11 protein-coding genes are annotated in these 14,723 nt (G+C 71.4%); 5 read left to right on the top strand and 6 right to left on the bottom strand.

What is annotated here, in order from left to right; all coding sequences use genetic code 11:
- The first annotated feature begins 45 nt into the window (after positions 1–45).
- The gene (purT, locus tag HMPREF9719_RS06900) at positions 46–1,296 is read left to right on the top strand and encodes a formate-dependent phosphoribosylglycinamide formyltransferase (protein ID WP_004601275.1); all 1,251 of its coding nucleotides are present in this window, start codon (positions 46–48) and stop codon (positions 1,294–1,296) included.
- Between the two features lie 75 nt (positions 1,297–1,371).
- On the opposite strand, the gene HMPREF9719_RS06895 is transcribed toward purT, so the two are convergent.
- A complete protein-coding gene (locus HMPREF9719_RS06895) occupies positions 1,372–2,748 on the bottom strand; it encodes an FAD-dependent oxidoreductase (protein WP_004601274.1) in 1,377 nt (458 codons plus the stop codon).
- Between the two features lie 327 nt (positions 2,749–3,075).
- Between HMPREF9719_RS06895 and pta the strand changes: the two genes are divergently transcribed.
- The 3 genes from pta to HMPREF9719_RS06880 all read left to right on the top strand — a co-directional run bounded on the left by pta (position 3,076) and on the right by HMPREF9719_RS06880 (position 6,461).
- On the top strand, positions 3,076–4,461 hold the full coding sequence (gene pta / locus HMPREF9719_RS06890; RefSeq protein ID WP_004601273.1) for a phosphate acetyltransferase: 1,386 nt from the start codon (positions 3,076–3,078) through the stop codon (positions 4,459–4,461).
- A 4-nt stretch (positions 4,462–4,465) separates the two neighbouring features.
- Positions 4,466–5,665 (top strand): acetate/propionate family kinase, encoded by a 1,200-nt coding sequence (locus tag HMPREF9719_RS06885; protein ID WP_004601272.1) that lies wholly within the window; start codon positions 4,466–4,468, stop codon positions 5,663–5,665.
- Positions 5,666–6,236: 571 nt separating this feature from the next.
- Positions 6,237–6,461 carry a DUF2283 domain-containing protein gene (locus HMPREF9719_RS06880; protein WP_004601271.1) on the top strand — a complete coding sequence of 75 codons (225 nt, stop codon included), beginning with the start codon at positions 6,237–6,239 and terminating at the stop codon, positions 6,459–6,461.
- Positions 6,462–6,614: 153 nt separating this feature from the next.
- On the opposite strand, the gene HMPREF9719_RS06875 is transcribed toward HMPREF9719_RS06880, so the two are convergent.
- From HMPREF9719_RS06875 to HMPREF9719_RS06865, 3 genes are read right to left on the bottom strand one after another with little or no spacing between them, the layout of a single operon-like run.
- Positions 6,615–9,029, bottom strand: coding sequence for a serine/threonine-protein kinase (locus HMPREF9719_RS06875; protein WP_004601270.1), 2,415 nt, complete (start codon positions 9,027–9,029; stop codon positions 6,615–6,617).
- Positions 9,022–10,044: a glutamate ABC transporter substrate-binding protein gene (locus HMPREF9719_RS06870; RefSeq protein WP_004601269.1), complete on the bottom strand. Its 1,023-nt coding sequence runs from the start codon at positions 10,042–10,044 to the stop codon at positions 9,022–9,024. The genes HMPREF9719_RS06875 and HMPREF9719_RS06870 overlap by 8 nt, the downstream gene beginning before the upstream one ends.
- Complete coding sequence (locus HMPREF9719_RS06865) at positions 10,041–11,552, bottom strand: membrane protein (protein WP_004601268.1); 1,512 nt, start codon at positions 11,550–11,552, stop codon at positions 10,041–10,043. The genes HMPREF9719_RS06870 and HMPREF9719_RS06865 overlap by 4 nt, the downstream gene beginning before the upstream one ends.
- 80 nt (positions 11,553–11,632) lie before the next feature.
- Here HMPREF9719_RS06865 and HMPREF9719_RS06860 point away from each other — a divergent pair, with 80 nt between their 5' ends.
- Entirely contained in the window at positions 11,633–12,163 is a 531-nt protein-coding gene (locus HMPREF9719_RS06860; RefSeq protein ID WP_004601267.1) for an NUDIX hydrolase, read from the top strand.
- Positions 12,164–12,196: 33 nt separating this feature from the next.
- Here HMPREF9719_RS06860 and HMPREF9719_RS06855 read toward each other — a convergent pair whose 3' ends face one another.
- Together HMPREF9719_RS06855 and HMPREF9719_RS06850 are read right to left on the bottom strand one after the other, a co-directional pair.
- Positions 12,197–13,747: a phospholipase D-like domain-containing protein gene (locus HMPREF9719_RS06855; protein WP_004601266.1), complete on the bottom strand. Its 1,551-nt coding sequence runs from the start codon at positions 13,745–13,747 to the stop codon at positions 12,197–12,199.
- Positions 13,748–13,790: 43 nt separating this feature from the next.
- The gene (locus HMPREF9719_RS06850) at positions 13,791–14,618 is read right to left on the bottom strand and encodes an exodeoxyribonuclease III (RefSeq protein ID WP_004601265.1); all 828 of its coding nucleotides are present in this window, start codon (positions 14,616–14,618) and stop codon (positions 13,791–13,793) included.
- Between the last annotated feature and the right edge of the window lie 105 nt (positions 14,619–14,723).

Raw genomic sequence — 14,723 nt, 5'->3', positions numbered from 1 at the left:
CTCGCGGGGCGGGCGGGCCGCGGGCCCGCGGCTAGGATGGTCGCCATGTTCATTCCGGAGACCATCGGAACCCCGCTGAGCCCGGGGGCCACGCGCGTCATGCTGCTCGGCGCCGGGGAGCTCAGCAAGGAGCTGGCGATCTCGCTGCACCGGCTCGGCGTCGAGGTCCACTCCGTCGATCGCGACGAGACCGCCCCCGCCCAGCAGGTCGCCCAGGTCGCCCACGTCTTGGACGTCAACAACCCGGAGCGCATCAACGGCCTCATCGCCGCGGTGCGGCCGGACTTCATCGTCCCGGAGATCGAGTCCGTCGCCACCGACGTGCTCGAGGCCGTCGAGGCGGAGGACGTCGCCGTGGTCGTGCCGAGCGCGAAGGCCACGAAGCTGTGCGTCAACCGCGAGACGATCCGCAGGCTCGCCGACGAGCGGCTCGGCCTGCCGACCACGGCCTACAACTTCGTCTCCGAGCGCGAGGAGTTCGACGCCGCGATCGAGGAGATCGGCTTCCCCTGCATCGCGAAGCCCACCTACGCGGGCCCGGGCGCGCGCGGCCACGTCGTCATCTCCTCGCAAGACGAGGCCGACGGCGCGTGGCGCAGCCTCACCGCCGGGGTCGCCGCGCCGCGCATCGTCGTCGAGCGGATCGTCGACTTCGACTACGAGGTCACCATGCTCGTCGTGCGCTCCCTCGACCCGGCAACGAGGCAGCTCGCGACGTGGTTCTGCGAGCCGGTGGGCCACCACTACTACTCCGGCGAGCGCATCGACTGCTGGCAGCCGATGGCGATGAGCGAGCGGGCCTTAGAAAACGCCCACTCGGTGGCGGCCCGGGTCGCCACCGAGCTCGGCGGGCGCGGCGTGTTGAGCGTGCGGCTGTTCGTCTCCGGGGACGACGTGTACTTCTCGGAGGTGTATCCCCGCCCCCACGACACGGGCCTGGTGACGCTGTGCTCGCAGCGCTTCAGCCAGTTCGACCTGCACGCCCGCGCGATCCTGGGCCTGCCGATCGACACGACGCTCGTTTCCCCCGGGGCGGCGTCGATGGTGACCAGCCCCGTGGACGCCGAGTCGGTGACCTTCGACGGGCTCGCCGAGGCGCTCGCCGTGCCGGAGTCCACCCTCGAGCTCTTCGGGAAGTCGCCCGCCAGGGTCGGGCGCCGCATGGGCATGACTCTGGCGACCGCGGAGGACTGCGACGAGGCGCTCGACCGGGCGCAGCGCTGCGCCGAGCGCATCGTCATCGAGGCCGACGGGCCCGCCCCCGCCCCGGCCGAGCCGGAGCCGGCCGCCGAATAAAACGCCCGCCCGCCGCCGGCGAACCGGGGCGGGCGGATGCTCTATCTATCTACGGGGCCTAAGCGGCCTCCGCCGCTAGGACTCCTTGCTGGGGTCCTGCGGGCCGGAGTAGGCGATCATGTCCTCCCACTCGACGAGCTTCTTGCGCTCGCGGCCCTCCTCCTCGCCGCGGGCGCGCTCCGCGGCGTCGAGCCGGTGCCAGCCCTCCCACGTGGCCACCGCGATCTTGCGGTCCTCGAGGAACTTGGTGATCGCCTCGGGCTCGGGGTGGGCGGGCTCGGCGAGCCGGCCGGCATCGTAGTCCTCGAGGAGCATCCCGATGGTCTCCTTCGCGTCGGACTTCGTGTTGCCGATGAGCCCAACCGGGCCGCGCTTGATCCAGCCGGTCGCGTACAGGCCCGCGACCTGCTCGCCCTCGGGGCCGTCGAGCACGTGGCCGCCGTCGTTGGGGATGACGTTCTTCTTCTCGTCGAAGGGCACGCCGTTGACCGGGTCGGAGCGGTAGCCCACCGCCCGGTAGACGGCCTGGACGTCCCACGTCGTCTGCTTCCCGGTCGGGCGGATCCCGCCCTCGCCGTCGAGCTCCTGGCGCTCGGTGACCAGGCCCGAGACGTGGCCGTCCTTCTCGAGGATCTCGACCGGGGCCTCGAAGAGGTGGATGTAGATCTTGTGCGGCGCGTCCTTCGGCTCGCGCATGGCGTAGCCCTCGAGCGTCTGGCACACGAGGTCCTGCGACTTCGAGGCGCGCCTGGCCTCCTCGGAGGCCTCGTCGTAGTCGATGTCCTCGGGGTCGACGATGACCTCGATGTTCTCCGAGTGGTCGAGCTCCTTGAGCTCCATCGGGGTGAACTTCGCCTGCGCCGGGCCGCGCCGGCCGAAGATGTGCACCTCGCTCGCGGCGCTCTCGTGGAGCCCCTCGTAGACGTTGTCGGGGATCTCCGTGGTGTGGAGCTCGTCCGCGGTCTTCGCGAGCACCCGGGAGATGTCGAGGCCGACGTTGCCGACGCCGATGACGGCGATCTTGTTCGCCGTGAGGTTCCAGTCGCGGGTGAAGTTCGGGTTGCCGTCGTAGAAGCCCACGAACTGGCCCGCGCCGTAGGACTCGGGCAGGTCGGCGCCCGGGATGTTTAAGTTGCGGTCTCCGGTCGCGCCGGTGGCGAAGACGATCGCGTCGTAGAAGTCGCGCAGCTCCTCGACGGTGACGTCGCGGCCGATCTCGATGTTGGCGAGCAGCCTAATGTCGTCCTGCTCGAGGACGCGGTGCAGCGACTTGACGATGCCCTTAATGCGCGGGTGGTCGGGCGCGACGCCGTAGCGGATGAGGCCGAAGGGGGCCGGCATCTTCTCGAACAGGTCGATGGACACCTCCTGGTCGGCCTTGACCAGGAGATCGGACGCGTAGATGCCGGCCGGGCCCGAGCCGATCACCGCGACGCGCAGCGGACGTGACATAAGACTTCAACCTCGGTGTGGGAAAACTCGTTCGTGCAGGGTTAAGCGGGCGGCCGGCGCGAGCCCCGCGCGGGGGATCGGCCGGCGCCCATCACCGCCGGATTCTACTGGGCCCCGCGGGGGCGGGAAAGGGCGTCGCCGCCGCCCCGAGGCGCGGCGGCGGGGTGGGGAAGGAGAATGAGCGAAAGTTTCGTGGCGGCGCCCCGGATCGCCCTACTATAGTGATCCACACGACACTTTCCGCCGGCTGCGCGCGCCTCGACGCGGCCGCGACGGTGAAACTAAAGAATCACTCTTACCTTCTTCTTCCTACCGCTAAGGAGCAGCATGGCACCGACACCGAGCCACACCTCCGTGGTGATCAGCCCGTCCGGCGCGGGCGACATCGACGTCGCGGCGCTCGCCGAGAAGGCGGGCCTCGACAGCTGGGAGTTGGCCTCCCACGAGCTCGACCTCGGCGAGCTTCTGCGCCACGCCAACGAGCACGAGGGCCACGCCCTCGTGCTCGGCACCGGCGACCTCGCCTTCGACGCGTCGGCCGCGGCGGTGCTGCGCGCCCCGCTCGTCGTCGTGGCCGACGAGGACAGCCCGCGCGCGAAGCTCGCGACCACCCGCGCCGAGGACGTCGGCGCGACGCTCGCCGGGGTACTCCCCGCCGGTGAGGCGGCCGGCGAGGCCGGCGCGAAGCTCGTCGCCGAGGCCGCCGCCACCCAGCCCCCGGAGGTCATCTCGCCCGAGGTGTTCGAGCGCTTCCTCCTCGACAAGGCGAAGGACACCCCGGCGCGCATCGTGCTGCCCGAGGGCGACGACGACCGCATCCTGGAGGCCGCCCACCGGCTCCTCGACCAGGACATCGTCGACCTCATCATCCTCGGCGAGAAGGACGACATCGATGCCCGCGCGAAGGAGCTCGGCCTCGACTTGAGCCGCGCGGAGATCGTCGACCCGAAGACCGACGAGCGCGCCGACGGCTTCGTCGAGACGCTCCTCGAGCTGCGCCGCGCGAAGGGCCTCGAGCGTGCCGAGGCGGAGAAGCTCGTGCGCGACGAGACGTACTTCGGGGTGCTGCTCGTCCACGCCGGGGAGGCCGACGGCATGGTCTCCGGCGCGGCGCACACCACCGGCGACACGATTAGGCCGGCGCTGCAGATCATCCGCACCGCGCCGGGCGCGTCGATCGTGTCCTCGCTGTTCTTCATGGTGCTCGGCGGGCGGCTGTGGGGCTTCGGGGACTGCGCGGTCAACCCGAAGCCCACCGCCCAGCAGCTCGGCGAGATGGCGGTGGTCTCCGCGGGCACGGCGAAGCGCTTCGGGCTCGACCCGAAGGTCGCGCTGCTGTCCTACTCGACGGGCGCGTCCGGCGCGGGCGAGGACGTCGACAAGGTCTCCGCCGCGCTCGGGGTGGCCCACGAGCTCGACAAGTCCGTTCCGGTCGACGGGCCGCTGCAGTTCGACGCGGCGATGGACCCGGGCGTGGCGAAGAAGAAGCGGCCCGACTCCGAGGTGGCGGGGCAGGCGAACGTGTTCATCTTCCCGGATCTCAACGCCGGGAACATCGCCTACAAGGCGGTGCAGCGCTCCGCGGGGGCGCTGGCCGTCGGCCCCGTCCTGCAGGGCCTGAACAAGCCCGTCAACGACCTGTCCCGCGGCGCCACGGTGCCCGATATCGTCAACACGGTGGCGATCACCGCCATCCAGGCTGGAGGTAACTAAGCCCATGACCCACGTTCTCGTCATCAACTCGGGGTCGTCCTCGATCAAGTTCCAGGTGCTCGACCCGGACGCCGGGGCGGAGGCCGCCCCGCTCGTCGTCGGCATCGTCGAGCGCATCGGCGAGGAGACCGGCGCGGTGCGCGCCACGATCAACGGCCAGGATGCCGAGGTCGAGGGCCGCATCGAGGACCACGCGGACGGGCTGCGCCGCGCCTTCGACCTGCTGGCGGACAACGACGCCTCGCTGGAGAAGCTCGGCGTCGTCGCGGTCGGCCACCGGCTCGTCCACGGCGGGCAGGACTTCTCCGAGCCGGTGATCATCACCGACGAGGTCCTCGACGCCGCGCGGGACAACATCCCGCTCGCGCCGCTGCACAACCCCGCGAACATCAAGGGCGTCGAGGTGCTGCGCGAGGCGCTGCCCGACGTGCCGCAGGTGGGCGTGTTCGACACGGCCTTCTTCCACGAGCTGCCCGCCGCGGCGCGCACCTACGCGATCGATAGGGACGTCGCGGAAGAGCACTCGATCCGCCGCTACGGCTTCCACGGCACGAGCCACGAGTTCGTCGCCGGGCGCGTCGCCGATCACCTCGGCAAGAGGGTCGAGGACCTTAACCAGATCATCTTCCACCTCGGCAACGGCGCGTCCGCCTCGGCGATCAAGGGCGGCCGCCCGGTCGACACGACGATGGGGCTCACCCCGCTCGAGGGCCTGGTCATGGGCACGCGCAGCGGCAGCCTGGATCCGGGCATCGTCTTCCACCTCGCCCGCAACGCGGATTTGAGCATCGACGATATCGACCAGCTGCTCAATAAGAAGTCGGGGCTCAAGGGGCTCGCGGGGGCGAACGACTTCCGCCAGCTCGGGGAGCTCATCGACAAGGGCGACGAGAACGCGAAGCTCGCGTTCGACGTCTACATCCACCAGCTGCGCCGCACGCTCGGCTCCTACCTCGTGGTGCTCGGCGGGGCGGACACGATCACGTTCACCGCCGGCGTCGGGGAGAACGTGGCCGCCGTGCGCGAGGCGGCGCTCGACGGCCTCGAGGGCTTCGGCATCGTCCTCGACAAGGAGAAGAACAAGAACGCCAAGGGCCCGGCGGTCATCTCCGCCGAGGACTCGAAGGTCACGGTGCTCGTCGTTCCCACCAACGAGGAGCTCGCGATCGCCCGGCACGCCGCGCGGTTCAGCGCGCAGCAGTAAACGCTAGAAGCGCAAAAGGCCCCGGCCCGCCCCTCGGCGGGGCCGGGGCCGCTCGCGTCTTCGAAGATTCCCGCGGCGCGACGGTCTGGCGGCGGGAGCGCCCGGTGGGCCGTTTCGGGGTTCGCGCGGCGGCCGCCGAGGCCGGCGGTTGTGGTGGCGCGGCCCTGGATCCGCGTACAGGAACGCGTGTGAGTCGTTCGGCGAAGAAAACCTCGATTTCAGGTCATTAATCCACCCCGGTCGTTGTTCCCGCTTCGCGATTGCGGTTCCGCTGTTCGCGGATACGATCGGATGAACCTACTCGGCGGCGGCCGGTTTTCGGCCCACATGCGGAGCGGAACCTGGATTGAGCGTTCGCTCCGCTATGGCCGCGGGCGCCGCCGGGCCCAGGGGCGCCCGGCTAAGCGGTCAAGGTAAAGACCTCCCCGCAGAACCCTGTGGGGCCGGCGTTGGGGTGGTAGCTCGCTTTGGAAGAAACGATTGTTCTCAGGCCCGCGCCGGGGCGTCCTTCGCCGAACGGCGCGACAGGCCCTAAAGAGCGGGAAACCGCAACGCTAACGAAGGGGTAGGAATGCGTATCTCGTACGACGAAGAGGTCGACGCCGCGTACGTGACATTGGGTTCTCCCATTCGCGACGGGGAGGCGGAGCACCAGGTTGGGTTTATCGAGACACCTAACGGGGTTACGCAAGTCATCATCGACGCCGATAAGGACGGATACCTGCTCGGTTTCGAGATCCTCTTCGCCTCGGAGGGGCTGCGCAAAGAGGTCCTCGACGCCGCCGATCCGTTATAGCGGAACGGGAAACCCCCGGAAACCGACCCGTGCGCCTCGCCCGTACACCACAACGGCCTGGCCGCGGCCGCGACCGGGGCGCCTGGCCTCCGCGGCGGCGCCCTCCGGCGCGGGGCCCAGAGCGCTACTCGTCGGCGCAGCGCTCCCGGTTCGCTAGAACCAGGTGACCGGTCGCACCTGGTTGGCCATGTCGACGAGCGCGTAGCGGTGGCGCGCGAACTGCGCGCCGCGCGCCTGGCGGCGCAGCGCGTCGGCGATGCCGGCGCGCAGCCCGGTCTGGGTGAACGGGTAGTCGAACAGCTTGTTCTTCGACGCGGAGGACTCCACGCCCGCGTCGCGCAGGAAGTTCAATCCCGCGGCGAGGACCGCGGTCTTGATCTGCAGGAAGCGCGGCTCGTTGGTGGGGATCTCCTCGAGGCGGCGCGCCGCGCGGCGGATGCGCGACTCGGTGAGCTCACCGGAGACGAGCTGCAGGATCGTCGTGAGCTTCGCCATGCGGTGGTGCCGGGAGGCCTGCGGCACCCGGTCGAGAGCGGCGACGGCGCGTTCGATGTGGTTCTCGGCCAGCAGCTGGCGGGCGAGCCCGAACGCGGAGGAGACGGTCTGCTGGTTGGTGACCCACACGAGCGCGTAGAGCCGGATCGCGTGGAAGCGCAGCGCCGCGGGGTCCGACATGACGTGCCCCCACTCTTCCTGCAGGTCGGTGAAGGCCTCTTCTGGGATGGCGACCGGCCCGTTGAAGCCGGCGATCGCGCGGATCGTCTGCTCGTCGAGGAACGCGTCGTGGTCGTGGCCCTGGTCCTGGAGGACGAGCTCGTCGACCGCGGCGAGCGCGAGCTTCGGCGCCGACTCGCCGGGCAGGGTGCGCAGCACCCGAAAGAAGTGCTCCTGGGCGGCCGGATACTCGTCGACGAGCAGGTTGGTGATCCCCAGGTACCACTCGACGCGCCAGTCGTGGGGCAGCTCCTCGGCGAGCTCCGCGAGGCGCTCCCGCGCCCGGTCGGTGAGCCCCAGGTCCAGCAGGGTGCGCACGATGCCCAGCGGGATCTCCGTGGAGCGAGTGTACTCCTCCGAGGCGCTGGCCTGGCGCAGCCGCTCGAGGGCCTCCTCGGGCTCGGTGTAGGAGAACCCGGAGAGCAGCCCCGCGCCCGGGTCAGAGCGGTCGACCAGCGGGGTCGGCAGCGCGGAGACGACCTCCGGGGCGGTGATCCGCGCGGAGCGGTCCGTCCCGTCGATGAGCTGGTCGGTGCGGAAGACCATGTGCTTCGTGCCGAAGGTGCGCCGCTGCGGGGAGAACACCGAGTGCTGCACGGGGAATTGCCGCCCGTCGCGAAGCGCGAGGATCTCGCGCAGCACCCCGTAGAGCTGGTTGCGCAGCTCGTTGGTGCTGTGGAACCGCTGCCTGGGGTCCGGGTGCGTGGCGCGCGCGATGACCCGGTAGAACGCCAGGTAGCGGTTGAACAGCGGCACCTCGCTCGGGGAGGGCAGACCCGGGGCATACGCCCCGTCCTCCACCTCGAGGCGCACGGTCATCGCCGCGAGCGTGCGGCCGATGGTGTAGATGTCGCTCTCCACCGAGGGGCCCTCGGTGACGATGTCGGGCGCCTGGAAGCCCTTCGTGCCGTAGATATAGCCGAAGCTCCCGATACCTGAGACCGCGCCCAGGTCGATGAGCTTGACCTGGTCCTCGGTGACGATGATGTTGTCGGGCTTCAAGTCGTTGTAGACCACCCCGCGGGCGTGGAGGTAGTCGAGCGCGGGCAGCACCTCGAGCACGTAGGCGATGGCCACGTCGACGGGCAGAAGCCCGTCGGGCTGGTCGCGCATCCGGTCGCGCAGCGAGGGCCCGCCGACGTACTCCATGACGATGAAGCCACCCTCGATGCGCGGGTCGTCGACGAAGTTGAAGATCTTCACGATGCCCGGGTGGGTGATGTCGGCGAGGAACTCGCGCTCCGCGGCGGCGGCCTGCGCGTCGTGGGACGCGAGGTTGTCCTGCATGCCCTTCAGCACGACGAGGCGTTCGGCGACGTTGCGGTCGTTGGCGAGGTAGATCCAGCCCATCCCGCCGTGCGCGATGGTGCCGATGATCTCGTACTGCCCGGCGACGATGTCGCCCGCCTTGAGCTGCGGGGGCGCGACCCCGTCGCGCCTCGCCGCGGCCTCCGGGTCGATGAGCGCGTCCGCGGGCGCGACGAGCGGGATGAACGGCAGGTCGACCATGCCCTCGGCGACGGTGCGCGAGGAGGTGCGCGTCGCGCCCCGCCGGAACGCGGAGATCGCCTCCCGGTGCGAGTCGCTCGTGAGCTGCGGCATCTGGCGGGCCTTGCGCGGCTCGTCGTCCTCGTCCTCCTCGTCGGCGAACGGGTCGAAGCGCACCGCCTGCGTCGCCGATCCCGGCTCCTCCCCGCCGGGGGAGACCGCCGCGGTCGCCTCGGTGGGGACGTACGCCGCGGCCTGGGTGGGCTGGTCGACGAGCCCCGCCTCGTCGTCGCGCGGCACCTCGTCGCGCCGGGGCGCGGGCCCCTCGGGGCGGGTGTCGCGCCGCTTCGCCTGGCGGTCACTCATCGGAGTCCTCCTCCCGGTAGCGCGGCTCGGGCGGGCCCGGCGGGGTGGGCAGCGAGGAGCCGAACCACGCCTCGTGCATGCCCCGCCACGTGCCATCCTCGCCGATCCGCTCGATCGTCGCGTTGACCTGACGCACCAGCCCGTCGCGCCCAGGGGGCAGCGCCACCGCGTAGAAGCCCCGGTCGAGCGGCGGGCCGACGATCTCGGTGAGGGAGTCCTGCGCCGCGATCCCGGAGAGCAGCGTGTCGTCCGAGAGGATCGCGTCGGCCTGGTCCTGCTGCAGCGCCACGAGGCAGTCCGACCAGTTGCGGGTCTTCAGGATCGGGGAGCGCGGCGCGTGCTTGCGGGCCGTCTGCAGGCCCGTGGTGTTGTCCACGACGCACACCGTCCGGTCGGCGAGGTCGTCAACCGAGCTAATGCCCGAGCCGTTGAGCGCGAGCAGCCTGGTGGCGGCCTCGAGGTACGGCGCGGAGAACGCCACCTGCTCGGCGCGCGCCGGGGTCATCGTCATCGTGCGGATCACCGCGTCGACGTCGCTGTTGGCCAGCGTGTCCAGGCCCCCGGCCGACTCCACGAAGCGGAACTCGACCGCCTCGGGGTCGCCGAAGATGTCGCGCGCGATCTCCCGGGCGAGGTCCACCTCGAAGCCGTCGAGCTCGCCGCTGGCGGCGTCGCGGTAGCTGATGAGGTTGAGCGACTGGTCGACGCCCACGACGAGCCGGCCGCGCTCGAGGATCTCGGGCACGCGGTCCTCCGGGCCGCCCGGGCCGGGCCGCAGGGAGGCGCTGATGTGCGCCGGCGGGGTGTCCTGCGGCGGGTACGCGCCGGCCGGCTCGACCTCCGCGCCGAGCGGCAGCGGCGGGCCGAAGCCCGCGGCGCGCGGCTCCTCCGCGCCGGGCGGGGCCTCGGCGGGCGGCGGCTCGGACTGGTCGTCGACGATCCCGCAGGCGGAAAGCGCGAGCGCGGCGGCGCACACGGCCGCCGCGGCGCGGGCCGTCGTTCTCTGGCGGGTCACAGGTACTCCTGGAGTCGGGGTCGGATGCCGGCGACGACGGCGATGACCGCCGCGAGCGAGAGCGCGAGCACGGAGAAGGACACCAGCCTTGTCGCGGCGAGCCCGTCGGCGATCGCGACGCGCATCGCGCTGCGCGACTCGGCGATGAGGTCGGCGAGAGCGTCGTCGAGCCGCCGGTAGGCGGCCGCAGCGGTGGGGGTGGAGTCCTGGTCGTAGGCGGGCTCGCTGGCCAGGGTGACGGCCTCGTCGAACTCGCCGCCGCGCAGCGCGTCGCGCAGCGCCGCGTGGCCGTCCTCCCAGTCGGCGAGCGCCTCCCGGGCGGCGGCGACCCGGCCTCTCGCGGCGTCGGAGTCCTCCGCCTCGCTAAGCGCGCCCTCGGCGTCGTCGAGGGCCGACTCGATCGCCGCGGTGGAGGACTCGAAGCCGGAGGTGAGGCCGTCGGCCTGCTGGCGGCGCACGATGGAGAGCACCTCCTCGGTGCGGGACTCCTGGGCGAGGATGCGCGAGTCGGTGAGCGAGTCCCACGGCTGGGTGGCGCGCTCGAAGCCCTGGTTGCCGGCGTACCACGTCGCGATGTTCGAGCCCGAGACCCACACGATCGCGACGATCATGAGCGCGGTCGCGGCGAGGAACCCGCGGTTGAGCCGGCGGCGGGTGATGCGCCACAGCCACCACTGGGCGATGAGCAGGAAGAGCACCGCGGCGCCCAGGCCCGAGAGCGGCACCCACTGCGGGCGGGCGAGCTGCGCCTGCTGCTCGCGCACCTCGTTGCTCGTCTGCCGGAACAGCTCGCCGGCGTCGACGAGGATGTCCTCGCGCATGAGCGCGGACGCCTCCGCGATGTAGGAGATCGCCACCGGGTTGCCCTGCCGGTGGTTGACCCGCGCGGTCTCGATGAGCCCGGCGTAGACGGGCACCTGCCGCTGGATCGAGGCGATGAGCTCCGCGGAGCGCTCGTCGCCCGAGGGCAGGCCCGCGGCCACCGCGGACGCGGCCTGCGAGGCGCGGTCGAGCGCCCGGTAGTAGGCGTGCTGCGCGGAGTGGGACTCCACCCCGTCGAGGAGCATCGACGTGGTCGCGAGGGTGTCCGCGTAGGACAGCGACGTGTAGAGGTGGTGGGTCGAGTAGCTCGTCGGCTCCGTCGTGGAGAGCAGCACGTCGAGGTCCGCCTGCCTGGACTGCGCGGACTGCGACATCGAGTAGCCGGCGGCGAAGATCGCGAGCGCGAGGATGAGGGTTAGGGTGACCATCTTGCCCGGCGTCGTGGAGATGAACTGCCACATGCGCCGCGCGGCGGCCGCGGGCGCGGCGAACGTGTCGTAGAGCCGGGCGCGGCGCCGCCGTTTCGTTTCAGGCGGGTCGGTGACCTCGTCGAGCCAGTGGTCCTCGGTGTCCTGCGGGAGGGCCGCCTCGCTGTAGGAGACGTCCTGGCGGCGCTGCCGCCGCTCCGGGCGGCCGCGCAGGCGGCCGCGCCACGAGCCGCCCTGTCCCTCGCGCGCACCGGTCATTCCTTAACCATAACGGCAGCGGGGTGCCCGAGGACACATTCGGCCGCCCCCGTCTGGCGGGGCTGGCTAGTGTGGGGCCAATGAGGGGAGACGGGAACGGATGGGCCGCGGGCCCGAACGGCGTGAGCGTGTGGGGCAGGTTCGGGGCCGCGGGCCTCTTCCTCGTCGCGCGCGCCGAGCCCGGCGGGTGGTGCGTGCTCCTGCAGCACCGCGCGCCGTGGACGAACCACGGCGGCACGTGGGCGCTGCCCGGCGGGGCGCGCGACTCCCACGAGAGCGCCGTCGAGGCGGCGCTGCGCGAAACCGAGGAGGAGACCGCCCTCGCCGCGGGCGCGGTCGGCGTCTTAGGGGAGATCGTCACCGCCGGGCCCTACCCGGGCGACCCCGAGCGCCCGGAGCTGCCCGGCGGGTGGACCTACACGACGGTCATCGGCCGCACCGCGAGCGGGCTGCGGGACGCCACCGACCCCAACGACGAGTCCCTCGAGCTGCGCTGGGTGCCCTTCGAGGACGTCGACGAGCTGCCGCTTCTGCCCGCGTTCCGCAGCTCCTTCCCGCGCCTGCGCGAGCTCGCGCTCGAGCGGCTGCGCGACGCCGGCGCGGAGAACTAGGCCCGCCGCCGCGCCCACCCGCGCGGGCGGGGCTCACATGAGCGCGGAGACGAGCCGCATGACGTTGTCGAGGTAGCGGCGCGCGATCGTGCGCTCGCTCCACGTCGCCATGGTGAGCTCCGGGGAGACCGCCACGTAGGAGCGCGTCAGGTCGGTGAGCTCGTCGATGAGGCCGCCCTCCGCGACGAGGAGGGACACCTCGTAGTTGAGGGAGAAGCTGCGCATGTCCATGTTCGCCGAGCCGATGAGCCCGATCGGGCGGCACGGCTCCGCCGGGTCGGGGCGCGCGGCGGCCGAGTCGCGCTGCGACAGGGCGGTCTCCCCGACCGGGCCGGGGTCGACGAGCATGAGCTTCGTGTGGAGCACGTACGGCTCGGGGAACTGGTAGATGCGCACGCCGGCCTCGAGGAGCGCCTGGTAGTAGCTCGACTGGGCGTGGTGCACCATGAAGCTGTCGGCGCGCTCGCTGACGAGCAGCTCGACGCGCACCCCGCGGTAGCACGCCGAGGTCACCGACTCGAGCATCGACTCATCGGGGATGAAGTACGGGCTGCAGATCACCACCCGGTGGCGGGCTTGCTGGATGAGCGCGTTCGCGACCCGAAGGTGCGGCTCGGTCGTGTACCCGGGCCCCGAGGGCACGACCTGCACGGTGGTGAGCGCGTCGCGCTCGCCCGCGGGCACCGCCTGCGGGTGGCGGTGCGCGGTGGGAAAGAGCGTCTCGCCCGACTCGAGGTACCAGTCGACGGCGAAGACCATCTCCATCGAGTCGACGATCGGCCCGGCGATCTCCACCATGGCGTCGACCCACTGCCGCTCGTGGCGGCGGTGGCGGCGCAGCAGATAGCCGCGGTCGATCATGTTGAGCGAGCCGATGAACCCGACGTGGCCGTCGATGAGCACGAGCTTGCGGTGGTTGCGCAGGTCCGGGCGGCGGAAGCGGCCCTTGAACGGCTTGAGCGGCAGCATCATGTGCCACTCGACGCCGATGTCCGTGAGCCTGCTGCCGAGCTTCTTGAAGCCCGGGTACTTGCGGCTGCCGATGTGGTCGAAGAGGAGCCGCACCGTCACCCCGCGCGCCACCGCCCGCTGCAGGGCGCGGAAGAACGGATCGGTCGTCTCGTCCCAGGCGGTGACGTAGATCTGCACGTGCACGTAGCGTTCGGCCTCGTCGATCGCGGCGGCCATGCGGGCGATCGTCGCCCGATAATCGGTGTAGAGCCCCCGGTTGAAGCCCGCGACCGCGGGCAGGTTCGTCAGCCGCCTGATCATCCGGATCGTCGCGGTCGCCGGCGCGGTGAGCTCCGCTTTGGGCGGCACGTCGGGGACCTCGCTCTGGACGTCCTCGATCATCGCGTGCGCCTCCTGGTGGATGCGGTCGCGGCGCCGGTTGATGTACGGGCTGCCCACAAGGAGGAAGAGCGGCAGCCCGATGAACGGCAGCAGGAAGATCGCGAGCAGCCACGCCGCCGACGAGGAGGGCCGCCGCCCCTCGGGCACGTAGCCTAAGGCGACGATCTTGATCGCGTAGTCGACCACCAAGCCAAGCACCGACCACGACATCCAGTCGAAGGACACCGTCACTTACCCGCCGATCACCGAGAGCCCCGCCCCGCCGCGCAGGCGGCTAGCGCACGTCATCGAAATTCGGGGGCAAATCGTAGTCGACAACCACCGGCGCGTGGTCCGAGGCCCCCTTCGCGGCGCGCTCCTCGACGTCGACGAAGCCGGCGGTCGCCTCCTTCGCGAGCGTCGGGCTCGCGAGCTGAAAGTCGATGCGCACCCCCTCGTTCCGCGGGAAGCGCAGGTCTTGATAGTCCCAGTAGGTGAAGCGCTCCTTCTTCGTGAACTGGCGGGACACCTCGTTAAGCCCCGCCTCCTCGCCGAGCGCCTCGAAGGCGGCGCGCTCCGGCTCGGTGGCGTGGGTCTTGCCCGCGAAGAACTCGATGTTCCACGCGTCCTCGTCGCGCGGCGCGACGTTGAAGTCGCCCATGATCGCCAGGCGCTGCCCGGGCTCGCGGCGCAGCTCGCCCGCGACGTAGTCGCCAAGCCGCCACAGCCACGAGAGCTTGTAGGCGTAGTGCCGGTCGGTGACCTCGCGGCCGTTGGGCACGTACAGGCTCCACAGCCGCACCCCGCCGCACGTCGCGCCCACGGCGCGCGCCTCGACCCTCTGCTCGGCCGCGGGGTCCTTCGCAAACCCCGGCTGGCCCGGGAAGCCCTCCGCGACGTCCGACAGCCCCACCCGCGAGCAGATCGCCACCCCGTTCCACTGGTTGTAGCCGACGTGGGCGCACTCGTAGCCCTCCTCGGCGAAGGCGTCGTAGGGGAACGACTCGTCGCGGGTCTTCGTCTCCTGCATGGCCAGCACGTCGATGTCGTGGCGCTTGAGCGTGTCGACGATCCGCGAGGCCCTGCTGCGCACCGAGTTGACGTTCCACGTGGCGATCCGCATGGGCACCACGATAGCGGGGCCGCCGGCCGCGCCGGGCGGGCCGCCTACCGGGCGGTCGCGACCCGGCGGCGGTGGTGCTCGCCGAAGCCCGCGGCGCGAAGCGCC

Source organism: Corynebacterium otitidis ATCC 51513, from assembly GCF_000296405.1.
In the GTDB taxonomy this organism is placed as follows: Bacteria; Actinomycetota; Actinomycetes; order Mycobacteriales; family Mycobacteriaceae; genus Corynebacterium; species Corynebacterium otitidis.
Note: the sequence above shows the minus strand (reverse complement) of the source record. Positions and strands in the feature narration are given on the sequence as shown.

Bases quoted from the DNA above. Each gene is read 5' to 3' on its own strand.
- HMPREF9719_RS06850 (WP_004601265.1), bottom strand. From the start codon at position 14,618: ATGCGGATCGCCACGTGGAACGTCAACTCGGTGCGCAGCAGGGCCTCG.
- HMPREF9719_RS06895 (WP_004601274.1), bottom strand. From the start codon at position 2,748: ATGTCACGTCCGCTGCGCGTCGCGGTGATCGGCTCGGGCCCGGCCGGC.
- pta (WP_004601273.1), top strand. From the start codon at position 3,076: ATGGCACCGACACCGAGCCACACCTCCGTGGTGATCAGCCCGTCCGGC.
- HMPREF9719_RS06865 (WP_004601268.1), bottom strand. From the start codon at position 11,552: ATGACCGGTGCGCGCGAGGGACAGGGCGGCTCGTGGCGCGGCCGCCTG.
- HMPREF9719_RS06875 (WP_004601270.1), bottom strand. From the start codon at position 9,029: ATGAGTGACCGCCAGGCGAAGCGGCGCGACACCCGCCCCGAGGGGCCC.
- HMPREF9719_RS06860 (WP_004601267.1), top strand. From the start codon at position 11,633: ATGAGGGGAGACGGGAACGGATGGGCCGCGGGCCCGAACGGCGTGAGC.
- HMPREF9719_RS06880 (WP_004601271.1), top strand. From the start codon at position 6,237: ATGCGTATCTCGTACGACGAAGAGGTCGACGCCGCGTACGTGACATTG.
- HMPREF9719_RS06885 (WP_004601272.1), top strand. From the start codon at position 4,466: ATGACCCACGTTCTCGTCATCAACTCGGGGTCGTCCTCGATCAAGTTC.
- purT (WP_004601275.1), top strand. From the start codon at position 46: ATGTTCATTCCGGAGACCATCGGAACCCCGCTGAGCCCGGGGGCCACG.